Consider the following 24274-nt stretch of genomic DNA (forward strand, 5'->3'; position numbering starts at 1 on the left):
GATTGCGACGCGCTACGATAAACGCGCTACTAACTTTTTGGGTGCAATTTATCTGGCTGCTTCTGTCATTTGGCTTAATTGATGACACGCCCTAAACCTTGCAATACTTTGTTAACTGCTTTTAGGTTCATACCATAGTTAGAATCATCCAACTTTCACTCCCAAGAATGATTTCTACAGTGTTATGGGGGTGATAAAAATGCTAGGTTAGTTGATCAATAATGTAGATAAGCAAAAATAACTATTAATAAAATAATAAAAAATATTCCCTCTGCCTCCTGCTTTTGATTAATTAATAACTCTTTAGTAGGGGTGTGTTAGTGACAGGTGTATGAGCCTACAGCAAGCTAGCGCATTCGGATTAGGGATGACGAATTAATATCAAATGCTTACTACTCAGGCAAAACATTAACTGAATCGTTACTAAAATTTTCTTCAAGATAGTGTGGATCGCTTACTCCTACGTGCAAAAGCGCTGCTGTAGCTAATGCACCGATAGCTGCTACCAAGAAGGTAGTTCTATAGTCAATATTCTCCACTATCCATCCACCTAGTAGGGGAGCAAGGATGGTGGCAGGGGCAACAAGAGTATTACCAAGACCAATATAGGCTGGTCGTTGGTACTGGTTGCCAAATTCTAAAGTCATTACCGCAGCAATGTTTTGCAGAGCCATCATACCTATTCCCGCTCCTATAAATACCAAGTAAAACCAGTTTGCATTGGGTGCTAGACAAGCTAAAACCGAACTGAATGCACAGGCAATACAACCAGTTTCCAAGACTAACTTACGACCCGTGCGATCGCCTAACCAACCCATAATTAATCCAGCAATAGTTTGTGTAACCATCAATAGAGTAGTAATTAGCCCAACAGATGCTTCTCCCATCCCATATTGATGTACGGCATAGAGTGTATAGAAGGGAAGCGGCATCAGTGCTAACTGTGAGATCATACGTGCAATCACAAAGCAACGAAAATTCTCATCGCACCGGAGAATTACACCCAGACTGTCCCAAAATTCACGTCTAGTTTCAAAGGCTGATGATGTGGTGTTTACTGGCTCTCGCGTCCTAGACATAAAAAACCAAGATAGAGCCATTGCCAAACTGGCACACAAAAAACACAGAGCAAAGTTAAATGGTTGAGCAATTTCCTTAAGTAGTAAACCAGCGATCGCAGCACCACAAATACTCATAAAATTACCAGATGCTGCTAAAGTACCGTAAAAAATACCAAGCTTTCTGGAGGGAACAATTTTAGCAATCATGCTTTGCCAAGCAGTGGCGCTAACCCCACCACCTAGCCCTTGCCAAATCAGTATGGCAAATGTCAACAGTAAGATAGTTTGGTGATTGAGTTTTAGTTGTAACAAAGCTATCAGTGCTAATACCAAAAAAGGAAGCTTCTGATGAATTGTCAACAACATTACAGTTGGTTTGTAACACTGTAGACGAGCTACTTTATTAGCTGTTAATAGCTGAGGTAATTGCCAGCCTAAGCGTGGAATAGCTGGGATCAGGCCGATGAGCAATGGAGAATCGATAAGAGTGCTAACAAATAGCGGAAGAATCGTGAAAAATGAAGCAAAACCACTCCCAAAACCAAAAAATCCACTTTCAATAATATTGACAGTAAAGTTATGGCGAAAGTCTTTTTGAATTTCAGAATTAAGCATTTTTATAGATATTGCAAGTTCGGTGATTTATTTCCTTTTGGGCAAACTCAGGCTGTATTTTGAACAGGTTTATCTTCTTTTTGTAGGTACTGAGAAATCATCTAAGTACCTACAAAAACCTGAGTTCCATAAATTGTTCCCAAATGCTGTACTTAAATCACCCTTGAAAAATATTTTTCTAAAATCTCCCAATTTTTGATGGTGAGCCTTACTGCAACGGAGTTTGGGTCAGTGGTTGGTGTAGGTTAACCTTGAAGTGGTGAGTGATTGCCAAAGGGTGTAGATTATGCGCTCACAAAGCTCACACCTATTAATCACAGAAATTGACTTGATAATAAAATAGCTAAAGCATAGGCGTAGATCGTTGTAGACATCGCCCAAAAGTTATTGATAAAGTTTGATTTGAAATTGGACTATTTGGGTCGAAGGAAAATCGGAAGTGTGTCTATTAGTCTGTTGACCTACAGGATTGTCGTGAGTTAATTTTGGGGCAGTGGGTAAATCAGTTATCAGTTATCACTGGAGAGTCAGAGCTTGAGACTTTGTGTTGAGTGTAAACTTTTTACTGTTCGCTGATTTTGGTGTCAGTCACCGATAATAATATAGATGTGTATACACCAGTCACTGACACCACCACAAAAGCCATTCTCCAAAAATTGCAAAAGGTTGTGAAAACTGGTGCTACCCAAGGCTGGAAAAGATTGGGGGTGGGTGATTGCTTGCTGGTGGTATCCCTAGACTTAAAACTATTTAGTTATTAAAAATCATCGATCGTGAAATTTAAAACAATAGTCTTCTATGGTTCCTACAGGAGCGATCGCCAGGGCATCAAAGCTGCTAGATTCATGATTAACCAGCTTAACCAAAGAAACCATGAGGTGATTTTTGCGGACGCAAAGGAGTATGACTTTGGTATCTTAGACCGGATGTATAAAGAATATGGCAAAGGTCAGGCTCCTGCAAAGATGGAAGAACTGGCAGAACATATCCGAACAGCAGACGGTTTTGTAGTTGTTGCAGGAGAGTACAACCATTCCATTCAACCAGGATTGAGTAATCTGATGGATCACTATCTAGAAGAATATTTTTTCCGTCCTGCTGGTATTGTTTGTTACTCATCTGGTAGCTTTGGAGGAGTACGGGCAGCCATTCAGTTACGCGCTTTTCTGTCAGAGATGGGAATGCCTACTATTTCAAGCATTTTTGCTATTTCTAAAATTGAAAACTCTCTGGATGAAGCCGGTACTTCACAGGAAACTGCTTTGACCAAAAGAGTCGGTCAATTTTTAGATGAATTAGAGTGGTACGAAGAAGCATTACAACGACAAAGAAAAGAAAAAGGAAACCCCTTCTAATCGAGTCAGCAATCAATTATTAGTTATAACGGACTGATTAATTAACTAAAGTTTATTATATATCTTTGGCGAAAACTGCCATAGGTTCTTTCGATATTGAGGGACAAACTCAACCCTTAGTCACCCTTTAAGAGAAACTTGTGTGAAGCTGTAAGAGAGTGAAGAATCAAACTCTCTACTAATCAGTTCTGACTTACCCTTTGTAAATATGCCTTCAATTAGCTACAACCGCACCGACAGCCAGCAGCCACAAAGCATTACCATTGAAGGTTATGTTGTCCGGCCAGGATTACACATTCTCAGTTACGAGCAACTCAAGTTGCTACGAGAGCAAACACAGCATCATTCTCAGCTTGAATCTCTAGTTAGCCAAGGCGTCATTAAGTTGACTGGTTAATAGTAGTCGTCAATTCACTTGCAATTCATCTCATCACCTGCTTATTGGGTAGGTGATGAGATGAATTGCTATATCAGCTAAGTTCTAAATAGATGAGTCTGAACGTTCTATTTGCTGACGAATAGTCTCAATAGAAGCATTAATACCAGCCAGTTTGGACTCTAAATCATCTCGCAGCCAAATTAAGAATTTTAATTTCCGTTCTAAGCTAGCTTTGTGCGAAATGGGTTCGCTTCCATAACATGGATTACCCCAAAAAGGAAACATAGTTTACCTCTGAATTTAGCTTTTGTAAGAGTGCAATAGATTGCACCACTACATTCTGACGAATAACAATCAGACTCGTGTGTGTAACAACCGACCATTATTAGGCGTGCTTAACGAACGCTTGCTAAAAGTTGTCTTTTTAATTGGTAGAGGTATTTGACCAAACTGCCATCAACTCTTTCCACGTCTCCTCTAAGAACAAGTTGAAGTGAGGATACCATATTCAAAGGTTCTGGCAATTTGGCATCACAACTCTGTATTTTGCAGTTTAAATGAGATACAGAACAGAACAACCACAAATCGCCAGTTGTTGACCCAACGCTGTAAAAATAACTCAGCAGCCAATTTACAGCTTTTGGTCATCGCTTCTCTACAACTGGCTAGTAATTCACTAAAAAACCCATAGTAAAAGTGTGTAGACTAGAAAGCTGTCTTAACACGGCTGGTAAAATAAATGTGAAGTACCCGCAAATCAACGTACTTACAGCCGATTTCAAGTTGGTGAGGTACACAGGCTAAGTCTGTTACCCAGGTATAAAGCGTGTTTTACTCCTGAATTCTGAATTCTGAATTCTACTGTATATCAGTAAATACTTCTAATAATAGATGACTTGGTGGAAGGGAAAGGGATAATGCTGAAAGGTGTCATATTCAAATGGCACTAAGAAAAGATACAGCCCTTGCTCTGACTGCTTCCCAGCCTCTATGCTGGAAACCCATTCTAGGAGGCTCCACCTCCGATCTTCTTGACAAAAGGCAGAAGCCCACTTTAAATACATTCCCAGCCTGGAGGCTGGGAAAAAGACGACCCAAGCCTCTGGGCTTTTCTTAGTGCCATTCGTGTCATATTCTAAGACCAATTACTGAGTAGGAAATTATTTTATGAAAAACAGAAAGCTAGGGAAACTTGGGTTAGAAGTTTCAACTATCGGACTTGGTTGCATGGGAATGTCTGAGTTCTATAGTGGTCGTGATGAAATTGAGGCGATCGCGACAATTCATCGAGCATTAGAACTTGGAGTTAATTTTCTTGATACTGCTGATATGTATGGGCCGTTTACCAACGAGCAACTAGTAGGCAGAGCAATTAAAGATCGCCGAGATCGAGTAGTTTTAGCAACTAAATTTGGCAATGTCCGTACTGAAGATGGTGGTTTTAAAGGGGTTGATGGTAGACCAGAATATGTCCATCAAGCTTGTGATGCCTCACTAAAACGTCTGGGAGTGGAAGTGATTGACCTCTATTATCAACATCGCGTAGATCCAACTGTCCCCATTGAAGATACTGTTGGGGCAATGGCAGAGTTAGTCAAGCTGGGAAAAGTACGTTATTTGGGGCTTTCAGAAGCTGCCCCCGCGACGATTCGACGAGCTGTAGCAGTTCACCCCATTACTGCACTGCAAACAGAATACTCTCTTTGGAGTCGAGAGCCAGAGGATGAAATTTTACCTACTGTGCGGGAATTAGGAATTGGGTTTGTTCCCTATAGCCCATTAGGAAGAGGATTTTTATCAGGTGCGATCGCTAGCCCTGACGATCTTGCACCTGATGACTATCGAAGAAATTCTCCTCGGTTTCAAGGTGAGAATTTTTATAAAAACCTGCAATTAGTAGAGCAAGTCAAAGCGATCGCCAGCGAAAAAGGAGTAACTTCTAGTCAGCTTGCTTTAGCATGGCTATTCGCTCAAGGAGAAGATATTGTCCCAATCCCTGGTACAAAACGCCGTACTTACTTGGAGGAGAATGTTGCAGCTACCGAAATTGTCCTGACTGAACAAGATTTGAATCGACTGGAAACAGTTGCACCAAAAAATGTGGCAGCTGGCGATCGCTATCCTGACATGAGTACTGTTAACCGTTGATCTATCTGAAAAGCTGGAGTATTTTTTCAAATTCCGCTTTAGATGCACAAGCAGACATTACCGCAGCTTAACAAAGTAATCACCCAGAATTCTCTGAGGAAATGTCAAAAGTAGCGTAGGCGCAGCCCGTCGTAGACATCGCTATTTTATCGACTACATTCTCGATACTCATTCAATCGTCTGGAAACTGCCAGCACGAGATATATTCAACATCTTTGCTGCCGCATTTGCTACAGACTGCATCCATCACAGAGTCCACCCATTCATCGCTGCAACTACGACAATGACAGAAAATGTTATTGCGGTTAGCCATCTCAATACCTTGATGCCACTGTTGTAGTTGAGAAGAGTCTGTCCAAGCTTCTGACATTTCATCAAACCTCGTTCATGTCATTGTCATTATGAGCCTAACAACCTCCAAAGTGAATAACTCAGTATTAATCGCCCTGACGATCGCCACATCTATAGCCCTATCGCCCGTCACCATTGCTGGTACTGTCCAAGGTTCAACCCATACTATCAAAATGTCTTCATTTAACCTCAATTCTCAAAAATGGCAAAACCGTGTGCTGCTAATCTTTGCACCGTCTGTTGATAACCATAACTATCAGCAACAGATGCAGGTATTTAACCAGCGCCAAAACGATTTTAAAGATCGGGATTTAGTTCTGGTTAAAGTCTTAGCAACAGATAAAAGCTATGCCAACGGACAGTTAATAGATGAGTCTTCTGCTGCCAATTTGCGAAATCGCTTTGGGGTTGATAAAGAAAACTTTCGCGTCATTTTGATTGGCAAAGATGGTGGTATTAAGCGCCAAGAAACTACACCAGTACAAGCGACAGCAATTTTTGAGCAAATTGACGCTATGCCTATGCGTCAGCAAGAAATGCAAGAACGATGAATTGGCAAAGCAGTTGGTTTTATTGTTTAACACTAATGCAAGTACAGGCAATTGCCCTTTAAGCTAAAACACATTAAATTTGCATATTAAAATTTTTTCAATGTCTTGTGGCGTGGGCATCTTGCCCGCCCTAATTATGCAACTTTAATGCTGATTAGCTCACTCCAAATGCTACGCCAATCCCTAAGCGCAAACCTCTTACAGCACCAGAATTTTACAAGTTGGGTAAACTTAAGTGTGAACCTACAAGAGTATCTGCTTTGAAACCTGAGTTCAATGCTTCAAGTAGATGAGAACAATCATTAAAAATGCATATACTGCAATTATCAAGCAATGAATTTATTAGCTCCTGGTTTTAGACTTACTAGGAGCTTTTTTTTATTATCCATCTCAATAAAGGGAGTTCATCATGAGAAGTAATAGCGTTCATCCTCAAGGCTATTAGCAATTGCTTCTGTTGGTAGATTGAATGTCAATATTTGGATTGCTATTGTGTATTTGTCACTAAAAAACGTTTATCAAATAAAAACAATGAATATTCTTGCTTGGATTGTTTTAGGTCTAATTGCTGGTGCGATCGCAAAGGCTATCTACCCAGGTCATCAAGGCGGCGGAATTTTAGCAACAATTTTATTAGGAATCGTTGGTGCTTTTATTGGTGGTAGTTTGGGTGTATTCTTCAGTACAGGAAGCTTTGCTCTAGCGGCTCCCTCTTTGAGTATTCCCGGTATTGCAGTAGCAGTTCTGGGTGCAATTGTTGCAGTCTTCTTGTGGAACGCGTTAACTAGCCGCAGTGCTTTGTAATAAATTAAATTGAATTAACTAATTTAGAACTTATGCACTTTTTGTCTTACCTGTCAATGCGTAAGTTCTGTTTATCAACAATTATTGACATAATTTGCCGCTTGTCATACTAATAGCCTCAACATTATCAACCTGAATAATGTTGAGGCTATGATTTTATTTTAGATGCCCTATCTGTTGCAAACATTTTTTGAATTTGGTATGAGAGAAGTCGTAAATACCTGCCTTACAGGCTTATAAGGTCTGTGGCAACAACAGCAACAGCGTTCTAAACCGCAAATTTTATACTTGTAATCTAACTTAACTTGGTTTGGTGCATAAGCGTAGCCCATCATAGATATCGTCTGGCAGCATAATTAAAAACTTGGATTAGCGATCGCAATCTATTAATTATACGTGTTTTATCTCAATTAAAGTTATATTTAATACGTATAAGTAGTGGTTTACTAACAATAGTATTAAGTTCTTAAATACTAGTAATGTGTAAATAGATTAAGCTTGCCTCTCACCTATTTGCTATGGAATTTAATGAAGAGGTAGTTACGATTCCCAGTGTACAACTTTGACAACTGTCCACAATACTGTTGCACGTCTCAAGCTCATGGTAATATTATCTTACTGTCAGGGAGATATTATTTATACATCAATTTATAACCATGCTGAAAGAGTTAGTTAGGTGCGCTACCTCCAAAAAACAAAAAATTATTCAACCTACCCAGGAAATCAACAAAAGCCCTAACGTGCAAAGCACAGAGCTTTTTAAACTCTGCTTATATAAGGTACTGAAGAGCTAACTAAAGCTCTTTTTTAGGAATCATCATAGCCAGCGAGAAAGGCATAAAACCCTCTTAAGATGGCAAAAAATTATACAAGAGTAAATAGAGAAGTTTTGACACAATGTCAATAGTTTTTTGTATATGTAAAAATATCAAAAAGCCTAATTTTTCTTGTCAAGAAGACATTAGCATTGTGTGTTTTATTTAGATATTAGACCTCTTGCATAAATCAAAAATAAGAAAGAACCCCACCCCGCCAAAGCTACGCTTTGTCTCCCCTCCCGAAGAGCGGGGAGGGGTCGGGGTGGGGTGTTAGGGACTTTTGCAAGAGGTCTATTGATTCTCTTTGTGCTTGTTACCTATATATAAAAGTCCTATTTGATTAGTGAAAACTTAAGCTACTCGATCAAATCAGGCAAACACTTAAATTTAATAAATAATTTAGGACTGCTAGATAATCTCGATCTAGTAAAAATTCGATTATTCACAAAGTCAGTAAGAGTAACAGGAAAAACATGAATATCATAGTTCGTTTGTTTGGAGCGATCGTTCTCCAAGTATCTGCGTTGGCTGCAATGTCTAGCATGGCAATGTCTGATGACAAGCCCTTTAGCGTCAATACCCAACAGACACCTGCTGTTTATCCACGAAAAACAACACAGCCCTTTCGCGTCAATACTCAGCAGACTCCTGCTGTTTATCCACGGAAAACAACACAGAGGATTTGCTCTTTAGATCCCATTGAAGATTTATTACCTCCACCACAAACTAAGACAAGTAATTCTTTGCTTTCTTACCTTGCTGAACAGGGTTTTACACAAAATAAAGAAGGTTCCTGGGTCTGTTATGCCAACGATCCTAAAAAAGAAGGACGTTACTTTACTTTATTTAAGGTCAAACAAGTTAATAGCAGGCTCATAGCAAGTTCTTTCCTAGATGAAGGCAGTCTAATTCAAGGTCAGGAAAATCGTAGCTTGGACTTCTTTATGATGCTGATTGAGCATCATACGAGTACTACTAAAGAGAACCGTCAAGGTATCCGTAGATATCTACAAGCCTTCGTTTCCTTAGTCAAGGAAGGGAAGATCAAACCTACACGTCGTGGGTATCTTTTTGACCAACCAAACCGGGCTATGGTCTTATATCACACACTCTCATCAGGAAACCTTAAAGGTACGGGAATCACGATCAACATTTATTTACCTAAGAGTTGAATTGGGGAAGTAGGGGAACAGGGAAGCAGAGGAGAAGTAGCAGTAAGTCTTTCCCCTCTGCCTCTTGTGCCCAATCCCCAATTAAATTGCTGTCGTTTAGTGGAGGTGCATCTTGTCTAAATCAATTGTTCAAAGAATTGCGATGCCGAAGGTAGTTCGCTTTGCAGCGATCGCATTTTCATCTGTTGCAGTAGTACTTACTACGTGTCAGTCTGCTTTTGCACAGCTAAATGTTGGACGCTATGGCATCCAACAAGGGCTGGAGTCTGAGTATCTTCAGTACCAAATTAAGAACCAGAATTTGAGCCAGATGCGAGTCATTCCTGGATGTGATGTGGGATTTGGTCTGGCCTGCAATAAGACTGGATCGGTAATCCAACGATTAGTGGAGTTAAACAATGGAACTAGTTATCAAAACCTTCTGATCCGAGCAGCCGGTGGGGAGAAAAACTTCCAGAATTTCGCTAGCTTCTACGGCAATAATCCCAATCTCTCTGCGGTGCCTTACGCCTCATTTTGGAGAAACGCATCTCCCACAATCATGGATGGATCTCAATACCTTCTAGGACAACCTTTTGGTCGCAATCCAGTAGAAGGACTCGGACTTGTAACCAAGCACTTCTACTGGGCACCATACTCAGGAGTCAATGACTCTGTTAGCCTTCGTAATGGATTACTAGACCTGAAATTGTCATACGGACGACTGCTGTTTGAAGAGGCCTCAAAAATTTCTAACATTCAAGAGCAGATTCAGTCTCTAGGTCTGTCGCCAGAGATGACAAATTTCTATTTAAATAAAATCTCTACAGGTTTGGATGCGTTGAGTACTGGAGATCAGAACCAACTCCAACAGAAGATTTTTGAAGTACTATCCTTTCCATACTCCGAAGATGGTGGGGAACTTGGACGCCCCAACAATGCGATTCCAGCGGAATTTAATCAGCTCTTAGGAGAAGATATCGCAGGAGATACTTTGCTGAGTGACAATCCACTAGCCTTGGATGGAGAAACAATAGCTTTTGATGCTTTCCCTGGCTCTACAGGAGATGTCTTGGTACCCGACAGTCCTAATTCCTTTCCACTTTGGCCAATAATCGGCGTTGGGGGTCTTGGTTTAATTCTGCTTCTACTACTGAGTGGCGATAGTTCTTCAGCTCAACCATCTGTTTCTTCAGCTCAACCACCTATACCTGTTTCTTCAGCTCAACCACCTGTACCTGTTACTCCAGAAAATGCACCTTTGTCTCTCACCAGTAAAGGCGAATGCGATCTGACTCCTAGTGGTAATGGTTCTAATCACACACAGATCGTTGAGGTTCCGTGTAATGTTACTCCTCAAACCCCCACACAAGTGAAAAAGGTAATGGAGCCATCAACGATCAAAGCGCTTGTATTGCTAATTGTTCTACTATGGATAGTCCGTAACAAACACCGAACTTTCAAAATCCGTCATTCGTAATTATTTTACATAAGGGGATTTAGGGAAAAGTTAGAGCGCTAGTTTCCAGCGATGTCTACGAGCATCAGGCTTAGAAAGAAATAATTAACCACGTAGGGTAGCACAGCTAGCTGTGCTACCCTAAACTTTAAGTTCTTGACGTAGCTAGCATGATGTGCATTATGATGCAACTTCATCGTTACAGCATCAATAGCTTTTCCTAGTGCCCCATAAGCATAAGGCAATGGTGCTAGTTGTGCGGGAGAAGCACTTAATGACCTATTAGGATAAGCTACAGTGGCAAACGGTCTAGTAGGGAATGGCACTAAGAAAACGTGAAACCTCGTCTGGGCTATCTTGTTGGGGGTAGGGGGTAGTGTTAATAAACATCATTCAAGCTCACGAGGTGAAACAGAGATTACTTATTCTTCATTCCCTACACCCCACACCCGATACCCTACACCCTAAAGCCTTTGTTGGTCATAAGTAATGAGTAATGAGTAATGAGTGAGGAGTAATGAGTAATGAGTAAGGAGTAATGAGTAATGAGTAATGAGTGGCGAAGTTATTGTCCTTTTTTCTTACTCACTACTTATTATCCCTCTTCTGTCACTCTCCGCGAGGGCGATCGCTAGAAGCCTCATGAGGCAACCAATACAAGCTATACTATTAAAAAAAAGTTGGTCTTGTATTTGTTATTAGAAAAGAATCGTGCAATCGCTTGCTATACAAAAGCTCTAGATTTTAGAAAAGGCAAATGTTTTCGGAGAGTGACATAAGAGGGATAGTAGATAGAAATTATTTAATAAATGATGAAGATAATAAAATAAGAATGATTATTGATTTTAAAGATGATAAAACACCAGAGGAAGAAATGCTAAAAAAGCAAATAATTGATATTGAAAGTAAAAGATTAGAATAGTAGTATATTTTTAGAATTTAATAAACAATAAAACCACCCTTAGAACCCATCTAACCTGTTCTAGGGGTATTTCTCTGTTTGTGGGTATTCACAGCCTTTAAACCCGGATTTCTCACAAACAATATCATCATTTAACACCCAATGTAGGGATACTCATATTTCCTAACATTTTCTCTTACAGAGGACTTGCAGGAGACGGTAAACTTATAAAACAATTGGCCATAGTCAAAAACCTTAATAAATTGTACGCGTAAAAGTGTGGTAAAAACTTTATGTACCTCCAAACAGATTTTTTAGAATGAAAAATCATAAGACTATTGCCACCGTTACGATTTGTGTCTTATCAATGCTCACTCTGTTCGACTTTGTGAACCCGCATCAAGTTGGAGCCGAATCGATAACGAATCTCCAAGGCAAAAATTTTGACAATACTCAACAGAAATTTAATCAGGTTGAGACTGGTGTCATACCCAGAAGACCGCCTGATCCGTGCAGAACCAACGCCGGCTGCTACTAGACCGAAAAGTTTTCCATAAACCCTACCCATCGCTGATAACTTAGAACGAGATGAGAGACACTTTAAACGAGTCAGGTTTGCCAAACGACGACCTATAAAACCATTCTCTCACACTCCCAAATAACACCCCGTATTACCTCGCGTAGCACGGAGTTTGTTTTTTGTAGTCAAGTTAGCAGTGACAGGGTGAGGAGAGCGATCGCCCTTGGTCCGTCCCCATGCAATTCGGTAGATGTCGGAGTGGGTGTGGCAGGACGAAGGGAGCGATCGCCCTGCCGGGAAGTGACAGAAGAGGGATACTTATTACTTATTACTTAATAGATAATGGATTTACCCTTAACAAGCGTGCCATTCGGTCTAGTAGGTGATGGTGTAGAAGTTTGTGCCTCAGCTATTGGTACTGATTCGTGAGAAATTAGCAGAATTGTCAACACAATTTTGTGAAGAAAAAAACTATTTTTTTTCGCCAAAATCCGATCATAAATTGTAGCCTCAAAATCAATATTATTGGCTTATAACCCGATCGTGGACTGTTATTTTGCAGTTACACTAAGCCAAATATTATATATATTACCTTAGTTGTCAGTTAATTCAAACAAAAATAGATATAGCTAAAAATTTATTTTTTAAAGCTATAATTCAAACCTTGTAAATAATAAATATCTTGGACTAAGAATAATAATTATTCATACAACTCCTAATTTTATTATGTTATGTAAGTCTCATTTGCTTGTATGAACATATTGTTTACAGCATAATAGCTAGATTTTATCCACTATTTTAGCTAGGCGACGCTACTACAATTTTTATATTATTTATTCAGCTGATTTTTTTGCTTCTAATCTGTCTGTAGATAGCTGCAATATTGCGGGCATCATCAATGCCACGATGGTGTGTGCCTTTTAATTCTATCCCCAACTCATTGAGAGCCTGCGCCATGCCAAACTTTTTAGATATGCCAAGATATTCTGAAAATTCCTCTTTGATATTTATGTGTTCTGAAGTAAAAGGATAAGTAAAATTGTGAAACGCACAATCTTGAATAAATTGCTTTTTGTCGTAATTACCCCAAGAACAAAAAATATAGTTGGAAAATAAACTAATCCATTCTTTGAAGCGAGAAATTGCCTCGAAAAATTTGGGTGCTTCGTCAACATCTTGCTGCTGAATACTAGTCAATTCTGTGCAAAAATCTGTCAGTTGCGGGTGTCTCACAGGTTGGATGAATTGCTGAAACTCGGAATCAATTTCCCACGTTGCTCGATTGAGCATCACTGCACCGATTTCAATGATTTCCATTTGGTGACGGGGAATAGTTTTATTGTTACAGCACGTAGCTTCCAAATCGACTATCAGATAATAGTCAGATATTTTAGTATTCATATTATGTAATAGATTGAAGAAGAATTCAGAATTCAGGAGCGGAGCCGGAGACGCTCCGCCTCTGGTCAGAATCAAGACGCTCGTGACGCTCGTTCGCCCTTGCCGTCTCCCCTTCTCCCTTGGGAGAAGACTCGCTTTCCGCGTCGCTATCCGCCAGTTGTACAGAATACCGAACTGAATTCTGACTCCTGAATTCTGTTCGATAATAATTAAGGTTAGTCATTATTTATACACGATTTTAAATAATTGCACAACTAATTTTGTAATCTTATTGTATTTATCATACTACAAAAACGTCATGCTTACAGCCTTTTTGATTTATTTGAACTACAGCTAGCTGTAAGACCACAACTTCGCAACTTAGGCAAAAGGAATTTAGATTGATGAAAAAGGTTTAACCCAACGGAATTGGATAGCGAGATCAAGAGCCAACGCAGCCAGCGCAAACCACAGCAAACTTTCTGCCGCCAACACTAAAAAAGGCCAAATTGTGATGTGGGAATTCCACCCAAGTTCTATCTGAGTTAATCCGCGCACCAAGCCAAAGGCTAACACGCCACCAGCTTTGAGTTGGGGATTTTGATCGGAGCGGATGATATAACGGTAAGTGACACCAAATAAAAAACCAGTAAAAGCTGCGATCGCACCACTCACCAACAAACGCCAGTTAACATCACATTGCAGACATGCGAGTATCTGAAAATACTTTGCTAATACGAAAGTATTCAACAGGCTAGCAATCGCGAAGCTAAAACACACACATAGTCCCCCAACTATTCCAGCCTTGAGGGATTCTATGCGTTCTGCCATTAATTGAGGATCTAAAGTTGAGTTCACTTTATATAGAAGTTAAGAATTAGGTATTAGGGAAATTTTTCCTTACTCTCCAGTATGATAAATGCTTGAGCAGCTTTGTCATTAATTAAATACCGCTCTCAAGTGGGAATTTTGATGATAAATTCGGTTCCCATACCAGGTTGAGAATTCACTTCTAATACACCTTTGTGTTTCTCTACAACAATTTGATATGCAATAGACAAGCCAAGTCCAGTACCTTTGCCAACAGTTTTTGTCGTAAACAACGGCTCAAACAAGCGTTTTTTAAGCCGTTCAGGAATACCAATCCCATTGTCAGCAATCCGAATTATAACCGATTGTTCAGAATATATTTCTGTGGCAATTTTAATCTGAGGAATTAGATTGCTCATTTTCCCTTCCATTATAGCTTCATCAAGGGCATCAATTGCATTTGCGAGAATGTTCATAAATACTTGATTCATTTGCCCTAGATAGCAATTTACCTCTGGTAATATTCCATAATTTTTAATAACTTCAATACCGGGACGATCGCCATTAGCCTTGAGGCGGTGTTGCAAAATCATTAGTGTACTATCTATTCCTTGGTGCAAATCAGCAGATATTTTGGCATCACTATCCGAGCGAGAGAAGGTACGGAGTGAATTAGAAAGATTCTGAATTCGTTCGCTTCCTATGTGGAGTGAGTTCAAGATTTTTCCCATATCTTCGAGAACAAAGTTTAGATCCAAGTTCTCAATAGTATTGGTAATTTTAGCTGTTGGGTTGGGATACTCTTGTTCATATAGTCGAAGCAACTCGGTTACTGCTGTAATATGTTCTTCCAAGGGTGGAATATTGCTGGAAATAAAGTTGATCGGGTTATTGATTTCATGGCCAATACCAGCGATTAGCTCTCCGAGTGTTGATAGTTTCTCTTGCTGTACTAGTTGGACTTGGGCTTTTTGCAAAGCCTTGGTGCGATCGCTAACTTGTTGTTCCAAAGATTCAGTCAATTGTTTGAGTTGTAAATGTACGCGTACTCTCGCAATCACTTCTTCTTGGGCAAATGGTTTCGGGATATAGTCAACTGCCCCAAGGGAAAATCCCTTCGTTTTGCTCTCTGTATCTGCTAAGGCAGTAGTAAAAATAATCGGAATGTTTTGGGTAACAGGATTATCTTTGAGACGGCGACAAGTTTCAAATCCGTCAATACCGGGCATTTGTACATCCAGCAAAATCAACTCTGGTTGATTGCGTTTGACTTGAGCGATCGCACTTTCTCCATCGACTGCAACCCGAAAACGAAAACCCTTACTATTGAGTGCTTCACACAGGAGAGATAAATTTGTTGGATTATCATCTACAATCAAAATAAATCCGGTATCTGAGGTCTTAAGCATGATGAATTAACAATTGAATTTTAACTCAAATTAATTGATATATTGTTGAATAAAAGAATTCAGGAGCCAGAATTCAGAATTCAAAATGGAATTAGCATAGCTAGTTAGTAACTAGTCTTGAAATGCTTTTACAGGTCGTCTCATTTATTCTGACTCCTGAGTTCTGACTCTTGAATACTTACAATAAAAGTTTCCAAACGTTTGAGTTGGAAATTACTAGCTAGCTGGACAACTTGCTGGACAAAAATGCTTAAATACTCATCAGATTTAGAAAGTTCCTCGGCCAGTTCCAAAACTTTTTGAATATCACCGTCTTGCGTTAGTTCGAGTAAATCTTGTAAAACCTCTTGCGCAGGATAAATCATCTCATTTGGTCGATCCAAAACATCTATATTGGTTGTTTTGATTTCATCTACCTTCACGTCAAAAACCCATTCCAGGTGCAAAAATTGTCGTAGCATTTCCAGCAGCGCTTCAGCTTCTACAGGCTTTGGTAGAAATGCATTTGCACCTACATCAATACTCTTGTATTGGTCGGCTGCAAATACACTGGCTGAGGAAGCGATGACAGCAATCTCTTTAAATTGCTCAGACTGACGTAAACGTTCGATCAACTCAAATCCATTCAATATAGGCATCACTAAGTCAGTGATAATCAAGTCTGGTTTGTGGGCTAGAGTCTTTTCCCATCCTTCTTGACCCTGACTAGCTTCTACAACAATAAACCCAACTGGCTCTAGTAAATTTACAATTACCGATCGATTTTCCCATTTGTCATCCGCAATCAAAATAGTACGGTTTTGTCCTTGATAACCAATAATAGTTCCTTGCTCAACCACTCTAGAAACCTTTGCCCAGTCTTTAGATTCTGGGAATTCTGCCTCAAACCAGAAAGTACTTCCTTTGCCAAATTCACTTTGTACTTGAATTTGACCACCCATTAACAAAACAATGTTTTGGCTGATTGCTAATCCCAAGCCTGTACCTTCAGATTGTCGTTTTTGATTTCCTACTTGTTCAAAGGGTTGGAAAATTTTCTGGGCTTGTTCAGGGATTATCCCCGCACCAGTATCTATTACCTCAAAACGAATTTTGTAGTTAGTTTTTCCATTAGTATTTAATTGTTGCTCAATGACCTTAACTTTGAAGGTGACACTACCTTCATTAGTAAATTTAATTGCATTACTAAGCAAGTTAATCAGTACTTGTCGCAAGCGTTTTTCATCAGTATGAATACCGATTGGTAAATCTGAATCGAGTTGGACATGAAATGCGATCACTTTTTGTTCTGCTCGGATGCGGGAAATTTCAGTCACGCTATCTATAAAGGCAGGTAAATAGAAATCAACAGGATACAATTCTAGTTTCCGGGCTTCTATTTTGGAGAGATCCAGAACATCATTAATTAGGGTTAAAAGATGAGAACCACATTGATAAATGATGCTGACTCCTTTGCGTCCTTTCTCACTCAAAGATTCTGTGCGTTGAAGAATTTGTGTATAGCCTAGAATACCGTTAAGAGGTGTGCGTAGTTCATGACTCATATTAGCAAGAAATTCACTCTTGGCTTGGCTAGAGTTTTGAGCAACTTCTTCTGCAAGGCGTAATTCTTTTTCGATGCGCTTGCGCTCGACAATTTCAGTTGAAAGCGCTCGATTGATAACTTCTAACTGGGTTGGACTAGGTAGTGTTAGAGCTTGAGGCATGAGGTAAAATAACGCAAATGCCGTGTATATCGAAATAATGGCAGTTAGAGCTTTTAAACTCCCTGCAATCCAATAGTCTGGATGCCAAAGCGTCCAAATATCCATCAAGTGTCCAGTACCGCAGGCAATGATAAAAGCACCAAATAACAAAAAGACTCCATTGAAAGGAAGGTCTTTACGCTTAGAAATAAAGTAAATCAGTAGGAAAGGAATAGAATAATAGGCTAGAGCGATCGTGGCATCAGAAATAATGTGCAGCCAAACTAATCCAGTTTGCCAGAGATAACAATGTCCGTGGGGAATAAAACCGTTGGAGTGGAAGGGATAGTTGAAAAATGTCGGCATGATATTAGGGGTTGCTGGATTGGAAATATATACCCATAGCCCTAGTATTCCCAAAGCAGTAAATCAGAAAGCGCGATCGCTACTTTATTTATATTAGTTTTCATTATTACGTACATCACTGAAGTATCAAAAAAAGATAGTATCTGGTTTACGGCTGCACGCAAAACTTACAATGTCATTGATAAAAAAATCTCAGCCTGCCCAATCCCTGTATGATAAATATTAGAAACCTTTTGTAATTATTTGAAAAATGGGACTATGGAGATTTTGACACTAGGTTGGGTATCGTTGTTAGTTGTGTTCACTTGGTCAATTGCAATGGTAGTGTGGGGACGTAACGGACTGTAGAGGCATTGTGGAAAGTCCATTCTTGAGTATTTTGGCTTTATTTGCTGTAGTGCTGCTTGTAGTAGTCACTGGTGGTATTGGTTATTTGACCTTGGCAGATTGGCGCGATCGCCGTCGTCGAGATGAAGAAAAACGCACCACCCGCAGCGCCACTCCCAAGCGGCGGTAATTTTTTCGTGATTGAAAATCTTTTTGTAGGGACGCGATACAATCGTGTCCCTACATTGTTTTTATGACATTCTCAGGAAGTAACTGTTACCTTTGCGATCGCAACGGGAATCATGAGATAGAAGACTTTCAATATTTAAAGTCCCACTGGGAATGGAAAACTCCTCTACTACTCAACCCATACAACCAAATTCAGAACACCAAGAATCTCATTCAGATGTAACATGCTCCTTGCGTCAGAATGAGCAACAAAAAGCCTTATCTGGAGTTATTGCCCGTATTCGGGAGTCTCTAGACATAGAAACTATCTTCAAAATTACAGTCACTGAAGTTCGCCAACTTTTAAAAAGCGATCGGGTTGGCGTGTTTCGTTTTTATCCTGATTTGGCATGGGAAGGAGAATTTATCTATGAAGATGTGGCAACAGAATGGGATTCGGCATTAGCAGCCAAACTACGCGACCACTGCTTTAGTGAGGAGTTCGCAGGACTTTATCAGCAAGGTCGAATTAGAGCAATAACTGATATTTATGAAGTTAATGCTAGTAATTGCTACATCCAAATTCTGGAAAAATTCCAAGTACGTGCCAGTATAATTGCCCCCTTGATCAAAGGTAAAGATTTATGGGGATTGTTGTGTATTCATCAGTGTGGTAATCCTCGACAATGGGAAGCATCAGAAGTTGAGTTTGTGCAATTAATCGCTGAACATCTAGGGGTTGCTTTACAGCAAGCAGACTACCTAGAACAAGTAAAACTACAATCAGCAGAACTAGCACAAGCAAAAGCCAGAGAAAAAGCAGCCCAATGGCAGAAAACCATAGCCATCACCATTGAGAAAATTCGTCAGTCCCTAGATTTGGAAAATATTTTCCACACAAGCACCGCAGAACTTAGGCAGCTACTAAATGCCGATCGCGTTGCTATTTATCGCTTCAATCCCGATTGGAGTGGTGAATTCGTGTTTGAATCAGTGGCAGAGGCTTGGATTTCCCTTATAGATCAACAGTCGCAACGGCCGGAATTGAAAGAGAACGTCAGCGAATGTAGCGCCAAAGATTTAGCTAACCCCCCAGTTGCTGATACCTACTTACAAGATACTGAAGGTGGTAGCTTCAGTCGGTGTGAAGTGTACCGGATTTGTAATGATATTTACAATTCAGGCTTTAGTGACTGCTACATTAAAATTTTAGAGATATATCAAGCAAGAGCTTATGCGATCGTTGCCATTTATCACGGTCAGAAGCTCTGGGGTTTGCTAGCAGCATACCAAAATGCTGGAACCCGTGATTGGCAAAAAGATGAGATTTACTTGCTTACCCAAGTTGGCACCCAACTAGGTGTGGCTTTGCAGCAAGCGGAATTTATCCAACAAATGCAGATTCAAGCAGCAGACATCAGCAAAGCTGCTGAAAGGCAAAGGGCGTTGGCGCACACTGTAGAAAAAATTCGTCAGTCACTTGAAATCGAAGCCATATTTAAAACCACTACTCAAGAAGTTCGTCGGTTATTAGAAGTGGAACGAGTCGCAATTTATCGCTTCTATCCTGATTGGAGTGGGGAATTTGTGGCTGATTCCATCGTTGATGGCTGGACACCAATGGTTAAGCCGCAGCCAGTGACGGAACGCGTTCTTGTGCAAGGAAAACAAGCGGGTAAGTATGCACGTAATGAAGCTTTTGTACCCATTTCTCAGGGTGAAAAGCTGTGGGGATTGCTAGTAGCTTATCAAAACTCCCAGCCCCGTTATTGGCAAGATGAAGAAATCAACTTGCTAGCCCAAGTTGGCGTTCAATTGGGGGTAGCATTACAGCAAGCTGAATCCTTGAAACAGATGCAGGTGCAAGCCGAAAAACTTGCTAAAGCCGCCGAACGAGAACGCAAAGCAGCCGAAAGAGAGAAGGCGCTGGCTGCAACGGTAGAGAAAATTCGCCACTCTCTTGATATTGACACCATTTTTGCGACCAGTACAGAAGAAGTCCGACGGCTATTGGAAGTTGACCGAGTGACAATCTATCGATTCGGGACTGATTGGAGTGGCGAATTTGTTGCTGAGTCTTTAGCCGAAGGTTGGACATCAGTAAAAGGAATTGTACCTGCGATGTCTACGACGGGCTACGCCTACGCAAGTAATTACTTGCAAGAAACCCAAGGTGGGGATTTTGCGAATGGAAAAACTCTTGTGATTAAGGATATTTATAGCACTGATGATTCTATTCCTTATATTGCTCTGATGGAACTCATGGAGGCTAGGGCATATATGATTGTGCCGATTTTTCAGGGTGAGAAACTTTGGGGATTGCTAGCAGCTTATCAAAAGACCAAACCCCGTGATTGGCAAGAAGATGAGGTAGATTTGCTGATGCAGATTGGTACTCAGTTAGGAGTAGGACTTCAGCAAGCGGAATTACTCGAACAGACTCAACGTCAAAAAGAAGAAATCACCCAGACTCTTAAAGAATTGCAGGACACTCAGAGCCAGTTAATTCAAAGTGAAAAAATGGCAGGCTTAGGACAGTTAGTTGCTGGCGTAGCACATGAAATTAATAACCCGATTAGTTTCATCTATGGGAATATCACTTATGTGACTGAACATACCGAAAATTTATTTAAATTACTGCGCCTTTATCAGAAACAATATCCTAAGACAACAGAGGAAATTAAAAAGCAAGTAGCAGCATTAGATTTAGATTTCATTAATGATGACTTGCCAAAAATTCTTGCTTCAATGAAGATGGGGGCAGATCGGATCTCTCAATTAGTCTTGTCGTTACGAAGTTTTTCTCGGCTTGACGAATCAGGAATGAAGCCCGTTGACCTTCATGAAGGTATCGACAGTACTTTGCTAATTTTACAACATCGACTGCAACCACAAACTAATTCTTTTGCTATTGAGGTAGTTAAGCAATATGGTGAATTGCCTCCAGTAGTCTGCTACGCAGCCCAGATGAATCAGGTGTTTATGAATATTCTCAACAACGCGATTGATGCACTGGAAAACTCAGCAATTAGTGGAAAAGGAATTGACAATCCTAAAATTTGGATACGTACAGAAGTCATAGAAGAGAATACTATATTGATTTGGATTGCTGACAATGGTTGTGGGATTCCCGATATTGTGCGATCGCGCATTTTTGAACCTTTCTTTACCACCAAACAACCAGGACAAGGTACTGGTTTGGGGTTATCTATTAGTTACCAAATTATTGTAGAAAAACACGGCGGTACTATCAAATGTGTTTCTGAACCCGGTAACGGCTGTGAGTTCTGGATACAAATTCCGATGAAACGGACAATTAGTTAGGAAAAAATAGGTGATGTATTCTCTACGAGAGGCTACGTCAGAGGACACAGAGGAAGGAGAAAAAATGTGGAGATTTTTGCAGGCGATCGCTTATCATAATTTCACTAACATTAGTAATATAAGTTGCTCTATGAATTAATATGGAAACTAAAGAAATTCTCCAAGCACTCCCAAGTTTGAGCATAAGCGATCGTCTGAAGATAGCTGAATCAGCCCTCCAATTAGTTCTTCAAGAAAAACACTCACTTACCAAAGATGAGCAAAAATGCCAATTCACACTAGCCGCAATGACAGTTATTGCAGATTATGCACCTGGTAGTGAATTAGATATATTCTCTGACTTACAGGGAGAAGACTTTTGCCATTATCCAGATGAAGACTTCGACAACTCAGGGAATTAGGAGACAACAAATGACCATACAATTACAATTGAAACCAGAAATAGAGGCTCGTCTCATTGCTGAAGCTGCTGCACAAGGTTTATCGGTAGAAGCTTATCTTGCATCTCTGATTGAAAACAGTTTAACCACCCATAAAGAAAGTTTTTTTTATCAAGAATCAACTCAGGAAGAATGGGAAGCTATATTAACAGATTTAATAAATAGTCCTGCTTTTTCATTAGCACCAGCGCTTTCAGATGAAGCGATTAGTCGAGAGAGTATTTACACCAGAGAAGATGAAATGTTATGAGCTATTTGGTGGATACTAATATTTTGCTGCGTTTGGTGCAGAAGAATAGCCCAATGCACTTTGATACTCAAAGAGCGATATTGATGCTCAAGAGACAAGGGGAATTATTATATATAATTCCACAGAATCTCATTGAGTTTTGGGCTGTTGCTACAAGACAAATTAATAGTAATGGTTTAGGTTTATCTACAGCTCAAGCAGTTGAAGAAACTGAGAAACTCAAGAAGATATTTATACTACACCTTGATACACCTGCAATTTTTGGTGAGTGGGAATCTTTAATTGTTAAATATCAAGTGATGGGAAAACAGGTGCATGATACACGTTTAGTTGCGGCGATGATAACACACCAAATTACACATTTACTTACATTTAATATTGATGACTTTAAACGTTTTTCTGCAATTGTAGTTGTTGATCCGCGCAGTGTTACACCGCAGTCTTAATTATATTGTCAGAGCGATCGCTCTTTTTAACGAACCACAGAGACGCAGAGAACACAGAGGAAGAAGAGGAGCGATCGCACATGTGGAATACATATCTTATTGCTGCTGTTGCAACCAAGCCACTAAATCAGCTTCAGTAGAAAAATCTAGTAAGGCTTCCGCTAAATCCTCTAACTGAGTTAACGATAACCCGCGCAGCCGCTCTTGTAATTCAGCAGTAATTACACCAATTCGCTTTGTTAATAGACGCTGGATTATTTTCAACTCTCCTTGTTGTATCCCTGACTCCATCCAACTGGTGACGATTTGCATAACTACCTCCTGTTGAGTTGGTTCAAATTGAGCAATTTCAGTCTGGAAAATTTCTTCCTCTTGGGCATTTAGTCGCAGATAAGTATCAATAAACCCGGAAATCAATTGTATTCGCACTGGATCTAGCTGTAAGGTAGCTAACAGGCGCAGACACTCAGATTTTACTCTGGGCCTGTCTTTTGGCGCTATGTTCATTTTAGCCATGAGCGCACTAGCTACGGGATTTTGCTGTTGCAGATATTCTCGCCAATTCAGGCGATTTAACTGGATGACATCATAGTTGAACTGCAAGACAATTTTATGAGGAAATGCTACTTGATGAAAATTTGTTTCAGCTTTTTTGGGGCTATCGTAAGAAAATAAAGCGATAGGATACACTGGTAAGGCGTATTTTTCATACAATCTAGCGAAGTAGCGATACATCCGCAAATCAAAAGCTTCTTGATAATAAGCTTGATGTTCTAGATGTACTAGGAAAAACGATTCTTGACCTCTAAATCTTGCTTTTACTAGTAAGTCAGTTTCATATTTTTCTCCAGCAGTAACATCTGTAAATATCTCCTTATCAATAAAAGAGATCGTATCCCGTTCCAGATAAGCTGTTATCTCTGGAAAAAATAACTCAATGAACTCCCAGAAGAAGGTAGTTAACAGTTCTTTGAATAGGCGATCGTGGTCTATCATCTAAAATTTATATCATGTTTTGATGGGCGATCGCACGCTGAAGATTTGGCAGGCGATCGCTCTTTTAACGAACCTTTCTAGGCGCAGAGGAACACAGAGCAAGGAGAGGAGCGATGCCTTTGACGGGCTTTGCCTACGCACTGTAGAGATTTTGGAGGCGAGCGCCTTTTCTAGCAACATCTATTAGCACAAATGTACTATAATTTAACTCTAATAAGGAGAAACCACAATATGTTCGGTAATGTAAGTCCTAATTATTATTCATTGGCGCTGGCCTATCAAACGGCTCAAAATGCAGCCCAATTAACTAAAATTCAAGCAGTATGGGAAAAGGGTTTTATTCTTCCAGACTGTGATCCAAGGATCTGGCGGAAAGATCAGTTTGGAAGATTGATAAATAGATATAACTATGGAAAGCGTCAATCTACTTATGGATGGGAGATTGACCATATAATACCAAAATCTCAAGGGGGCAGCGATTATATTTCCAAGTTACGCGCCCTACAATGGTACATCAATATTGTCAGACAATAGGTTAGATTCCTCTGTTGCTCTACCCC

The 24274-nt window shown here is 40.0% G+C and carries 25 protein-coding genes and 1 pseudogene; 16 read left to right on the top strand and 10 right to left on the bottom strand.

Translation table 11 applies throughout. The features are described 5' to 3' along the window. Window positions 1-392: 392 nt before the first annotated feature. Window positions 393-1676, bottom strand: coding sequence for an MFS transporter (locus tag V7K44_RS24195; RefSeq protein WP_334935159.1), 1284 nt, complete (start codon window positions 1674-1676; stop codon window positions 393-395). A gap of 581 nt (window positions 1677-2257) precedes the next feature. Here V7K44_RS24195 and V7K44_RS24200 point away from each other — a divergent pair. The 3 genes from V7K44_RS24200 to V7K44_RS24210 all read left to right on the top strand — a co-directional run bounded on the left by V7K44_RS24200 (window position 2258) and on the right by V7K44_RS24210 (window position 3428). Further along, window positions 2258-2437: a hypothetical protein gene (locus tag V7K44_RS24200; RefSeq protein WP_334935161.1), complete on the top strand. Its 180-nt coding sequence runs from the start codon at window positions 2258-2260 to the stop codon at window positions 2435-2437. Between the two features lie 12 nt (window positions 2438-2449). Continuing rightward, on the top strand, window positions 2450-3031 hold the full coding sequence (locus tag V7K44_RS24205; protein WP_334935163.1) for an NADPH-dependent FMN reductase: 582 nt from the start codon (window positions 2450-2452) through the stop codon (window positions 3029-3031). 208 nt (window positions 3032-3239) lie between these two features. After that, window positions 3240-3428, top strand: a complete 189-nt coding sequence (locus V7K44_RS24210; RefSeq protein WP_334703386.1) for a hypothetical protein — start codon at window positions 3240-3242, stop codon at window positions 3426-3428. Window positions 3429-3512: 84 nt separating this feature from the next. On the opposite strand, the gene V7K44_RS24215 is transcribed toward V7K44_RS24210, so the two are convergent. Beyond that, window positions 3513-3695, bottom strand: coding sequence for a hypothetical protein (locus V7K44_RS24215; protein WP_334935165.1), 183 nt, complete (start codon window positions 3693-3695; stop codon window positions 3513-3515). Window positions 3696-4577: 882 nt separating this feature from the next. Between V7K44_RS24215 and V7K44_RS24220 the strand changes: the two genes are divergently transcribed. Then, window positions 4578-5558 carry an aldo/keto reductase gene (locus V7K44_RS24220; RefSeq protein WP_334935167.1) on the top strand — a complete coding sequence of 327 codons (981 nt, stop codon included), beginning with the start codon at window positions 4578-4580 and terminating at the stop codon, window positions 5556-5558. Between the two features lie 172 nt (window positions 5559-5730). Here the strand turns inward: V7K44_RS24220 and V7K44_RS24225 are convergent, their stop codons facing one another. Next, window positions 5731-5928: a hypothetical protein gene (locus tag V7K44_RS24225; RefSeq protein WP_334935169.1), complete on the bottom strand. Its 198-nt coding sequence runs from the start codon at window positions 5926-5928 to the stop codon at window positions 5731-5733. A gap of 31 nt (window positions 5929-5959) precedes the next feature. Between V7K44_RS24225 and V7K44_RS24230 the strand changes: the two genes are divergently transcribed. The 4 genes from V7K44_RS24230 to V7K44_RS24245 all read left to right on the top strand — a co-directional run bounded on the left by V7K44_RS24230 (window position 5960) and on the right by V7K44_RS24245 (window position 10713). Next, entirely contained in the window at window positions 5960-6460 is a 501-nt protein-coding gene (locus V7K44_RS24230; protein WP_334935171.1) for a DUF4174 domain-containing protein, read from the top strand. A 531-nt stretch (window positions 6461-6991) separates the two neighbouring features. Beyond that, window positions 6992-7264, top strand: a complete 273-nt coding sequence (locus tag V7K44_RS24235) for a GlsB/YeaQ/YmgE family stress response membrane protein (protein ID WP_104909288.1) — start codon at window positions 6992-6994, stop codon at window positions 7262-7264. A gap of 1291 nt (window positions 7265-8555) precedes the next feature. Next, window positions 8556-9254 (top strand): hypothetical protein, encoded by a 699-nt coding sequence (locus tag V7K44_RS24240; RefSeq protein ID WP_334935173.1) that lies wholly within the window; start codon window positions 8556-8558, stop codon window positions 9252-9254. Window positions 9255-9366: 112 nt separating this feature from the next. Then, window positions 9367-10713 (top strand): hypothetical protein, encoded by a 1347-nt coding sequence (locus V7K44_RS24245; RefSeq protein WP_334935175.1) that lies wholly within the window; start codon window positions 9367-9369, stop codon window positions 10711-10713. A 110-nt stretch (window positions 10714-10823) separates the two neighbouring features. Here the strand turns inward: V7K44_RS24245 and V7K44_RS24250 are convergent. Further along, window positions 10824-10997 (bottom strand): annotated as a pseudogene (locus tag V7K44_RS24250) (superoxide dismutase); the annotation flags it as partial. Window positions 10998-11449: 452 nt separating this feature from the next. Here V7K44_RS24250 and V7K44_RS24255 point away from each other — a divergent pair. Next, window positions 11450-11614, top strand: coding sequence for a hypothetical protein (locus V7K44_RS24255; protein WP_334935177.1), 165 nt, complete (start codon window positions 11450-11452; stop codon window positions 11612-11614). Between the two features lie 343 nt (window positions 11615-11957). On the opposite strand, the gene V7K44_RS24260 is transcribed toward V7K44_RS24255, so the two are convergent. The 5 genes from V7K44_RS24260 to V7K44_RS24280 form a co-directional block, all read right to left on the bottom strand. Further along, on the bottom strand, window positions 11958-12215 hold the full coding sequence (locus tag V7K44_RS24260) for a hypothetical protein (RefSeq protein ID WP_334935179.1): 258 nt from the start codon (window positions 12213-12215) through the stop codon (window positions 11958-11960). 735 nt (window positions 12216-12950) lie between these two features. Further along, window positions 12951-13514, bottom strand: coding sequence for a 3'-5' exonuclease (locus V7K44_RS24265; protein ID WP_334935181.1), 564 nt, complete (start codon window positions 13512-13514; stop codon window positions 12951-12953). A gap of 375 nt (window positions 13515-13889) precedes the next feature. Next, the gene (locus tag V7K44_RS24270) at window positions 13890-14324 is read right to left on the bottom strand and encodes a hypothetical protein (RefSeq protein ID WP_334935291.1); all 435 of its coding nucleotides are present in this window, start codon (window positions 14322-14324) and stop codon (window positions 13890-13892) included. Between the two features lie 125 nt (window positions 14325-14449). Continuing rightward, a complete protein-coding gene (locus tag V7K44_RS24275; RefSeq protein ID WP_334935183.1) occupies window positions 14450-15712 on the bottom strand; it encodes a sensor histidine kinase in 1263 nt (420 codons plus the stop codon). A gap of 140 nt (window positions 15713-15852) precedes the next feature. Then, entirely contained in the window at window positions 15853-17763 is a 1911-nt protein-coding gene (locus V7K44_RS24280; RefSeq protein WP_334935186.1) for an ATP-binding protein, read from the bottom strand. A gap of 258 nt (window positions 17764-18021) precedes the next feature. On the opposite strand from V7K44_RS24280, the gene petN reads away from it, so the two are divergent. The 6 genes from petN (at window position 18022) to V7K44_RS24310 (ending at window position 22718) form a co-directional block, all read left to right on the top strand. Then, entirely contained in the window at window positions 18022-18111 is a 90-nt protein-coding gene (gene petN / locus V7K44_RS24285) for a cytochrome b6-f complex subunit PetN (protein WP_012408302.1), read from the top strand. Window positions 18112-18118: 7 nt separating this feature from the next. Continuing rightward, a complete protein-coding gene (locus V7K44_RS24290) occupies window positions 18119-18280 on the top strand; it encodes a hypothetical protein (RefSeq protein WP_094350864.1) in 162 nt (53 codons plus the stop codon). A 152-nt stretch (window positions 18281-18432) separates the two neighbouring features. Further along, window positions 18433-21582 carry a GAF domain-containing protein gene (locus V7K44_RS24295; RefSeq protein WP_334935188.1) on the top strand — a complete coding sequence of 1050 codons (3150 nt, stop codon included), beginning with the start codon at window positions 18433-18435 and terminating at the stop codon, window positions 21580-21582. Between the two features lie 140 nt (window positions 21583-21722). Beyond that, window positions 21723-21983, top strand: a complete 261-nt coding sequence (locus tag V7K44_RS24300; RefSeq protein WP_334935190.1) for a hypothetical protein — start codon at window positions 21723-21725, stop codon at window positions 21981-21983. A gap of 10 nt (window positions 21984-21993) precedes the next feature. Next, complete coding sequence (locus V7K44_RS24305; protein ID WP_334935193.1) at window positions 21994-22272, top strand: hypothetical protein; 279 nt, start codon at window positions 21994-21996, stop codon at window positions 22270-22272. A gap of 8 nt (window positions 22273-22280) precedes the next feature. After that, window positions 22281-22718, top strand: a complete 438-nt coding sequence (locus V7K44_RS24310) for a type II toxin-antitoxin system VapC family toxin (RefSeq protein ID WP_334935195.1) — start codon at window positions 22281-22283, stop codon at window positions 22716-22718. A gap of 96 nt (window positions 22719-22814) precedes the next feature. Here the strand turns inward: V7K44_RS24310 and V7K44_RS24315 are convergent, their stop codons facing one another. After that, window positions 22815-23714, bottom strand: coding sequence for a DUF4351 domain-containing protein (locus V7K44_RS24315; RefSeq protein WP_334935197.1), 900 nt, complete (start codon window positions 23712-23714; stop codon window positions 22815-22817). 231 nt (window positions 23715-23945) lie between these two features. Here V7K44_RS24315 and V7K44_RS24320 point away from each other — a divergent pair, with 231 nt between their 5' ends. Continuing rightward, window positions 23946-24248, top strand: coding sequence for an HNH endonuclease signature motif containing protein (locus V7K44_RS24320; RefSeq protein ID WP_334935199.1), 303 nt, complete (start codon window positions 23946-23948; stop codon window positions 24246-24248). Window positions 24249-24274 lie beyond the last annotated feature (26 nt).

This window comes from Nostoc sp. (assembly GCF_036917235.1).
Lineage (GTDB): Bacteria > Cyanobacteriota > Cyanobacteriia > Cyanobacteriales > Nostocaceae > Nostoc.

Excerpts from the sequence above, each read along its gene's own strand:
- V7K44_RS24195 (WP_334935159.1), bottom strand. The coding sequence starts at position 1,676 with ATGCTTAATTCTGAAATTCAAAAAGACTTTCGCCATAACTTTACTGTC.
- V7K44_RS24210 (WP_334703386.1), top strand. The coding sequence starts at position 3,240 with ATGCCTTCAATTAGCTACAACCGCACCGACAGCCAGCAGCCACAAAGC.
- V7K44_RS24215 (WP_334935165.1), bottom strand. The coding sequence starts at position 3,695 with ATGTTTCCTTTTTGGGGTAATCCATGTTATGGAAGCGAACCCATTTCG.
- V7K44_RS24220 (WP_334935167.1), top strand. The coding sequence starts at position 4,578 with ATGAAAAACAGAAAGCTAGGGAAACTTGGGTTAGAAGTTTCAACTATC.
- V7K44_RS24225 (WP_334935169.1), bottom strand. The coding sequence starts at position 5,928 with ATGTCAGAAGCTTGGACAGACTCTTCTCAACTACAACAGTGGCATCAA.
- V7K44_RS24230 (WP_334935171.1), top strand. The coding sequence starts at position 5,960 with ATGAGCCTAACAACCTCCAAAGTGAATAACTCAGTATTAATCGCCCTG.
- V7K44_RS24235 (WP_104909288.1), top strand. The coding sequence starts at position 6,992 with ATGAATATTCTTGCTTGGATTGTTTTAGGTCTAATTGCTGGTGCGATC.
- V7K44_RS24240 (WP_334935173.1), top strand. The coding sequence starts at position 8,556 with ATGAATATCATAGTTCGTTTGTTTGGAGCGATCGTTCTCCAAGTATCT.
- V7K44_RS24255 (WP_334935177.1), top strand. The coding sequence starts at position 11,450 with ATGTTTTCGGAGAGTGACATAAGAGGGATAGTAGATAGAAATTATTTA.
- V7K44_RS24265 (WP_334935181.1), bottom strand. The coding sequence starts at position 13,514 with ATGAATACTAAAATATCTGACTATTATCTGATAGTCGATTTGGAAGCT.
- V7K44_RS24270 (WP_334935291.1), bottom strand. The coding sequence starts at position 14,324 with ATGGCAGAACGCATAGAATCCCTCAAGGCTGGAATAGTTGGGGGACTA.
- V7K44_RS24275 (WP_334935183.1), bottom strand. The coding sequence starts at position 15,712 with ATGCTTAAGACCTCAGATACCGGATTTATTTTGATTGTAGATGATAAT.
- V7K44_RS24280 (WP_334935186.1), bottom strand. The coding sequence starts at position 17,763 with ATGCCGACATTTTTCAACTATCCCTTCCACTCCAACGGTTTTATTCCC.
- petN (WP_012408302.1), top strand. The coding sequence starts at position 18,022 with ATGGAGATTTTGACACTAGGTTGGGTATCGTTGTTAGTTGTGTTCACT.
- V7K44_RS24295 (WP_334935188.1), top strand. The coding sequence starts at position 18,433 with ATGGAAAACTCCTCTACTACTCAACCCATACAACCAAATTCAGAACAC.
- V7K44_RS24300 (WP_334935190.1), top strand. The coding sequence starts at position 21,723 with ATGGAAACTAAAGAAATTCTCCAAGCACTCCCAAGTTTGAGCATAAGC.
- V7K44_RS24305 (WP_334935193.1), top strand. The coding sequence starts at position 21,994 with ATGACCATACAATTACAATTGAAACCAGAAATAGAGGCTCGTCTCATT.
- V7K44_RS24315 (WP_334935197.1), bottom strand. The coding sequence starts at position 23,714 with ATGATAGACCACGATCGCCTATTCAAAGAACTGTTAACTACCTTCTTC.
- V7K44_RS24320 (WP_334935199.1), top strand. The coding sequence starts at position 23,946 with ATGTTCGGTAATGTAAGTCCTAATTATTATTCATTGGCGCTGGCCTAT.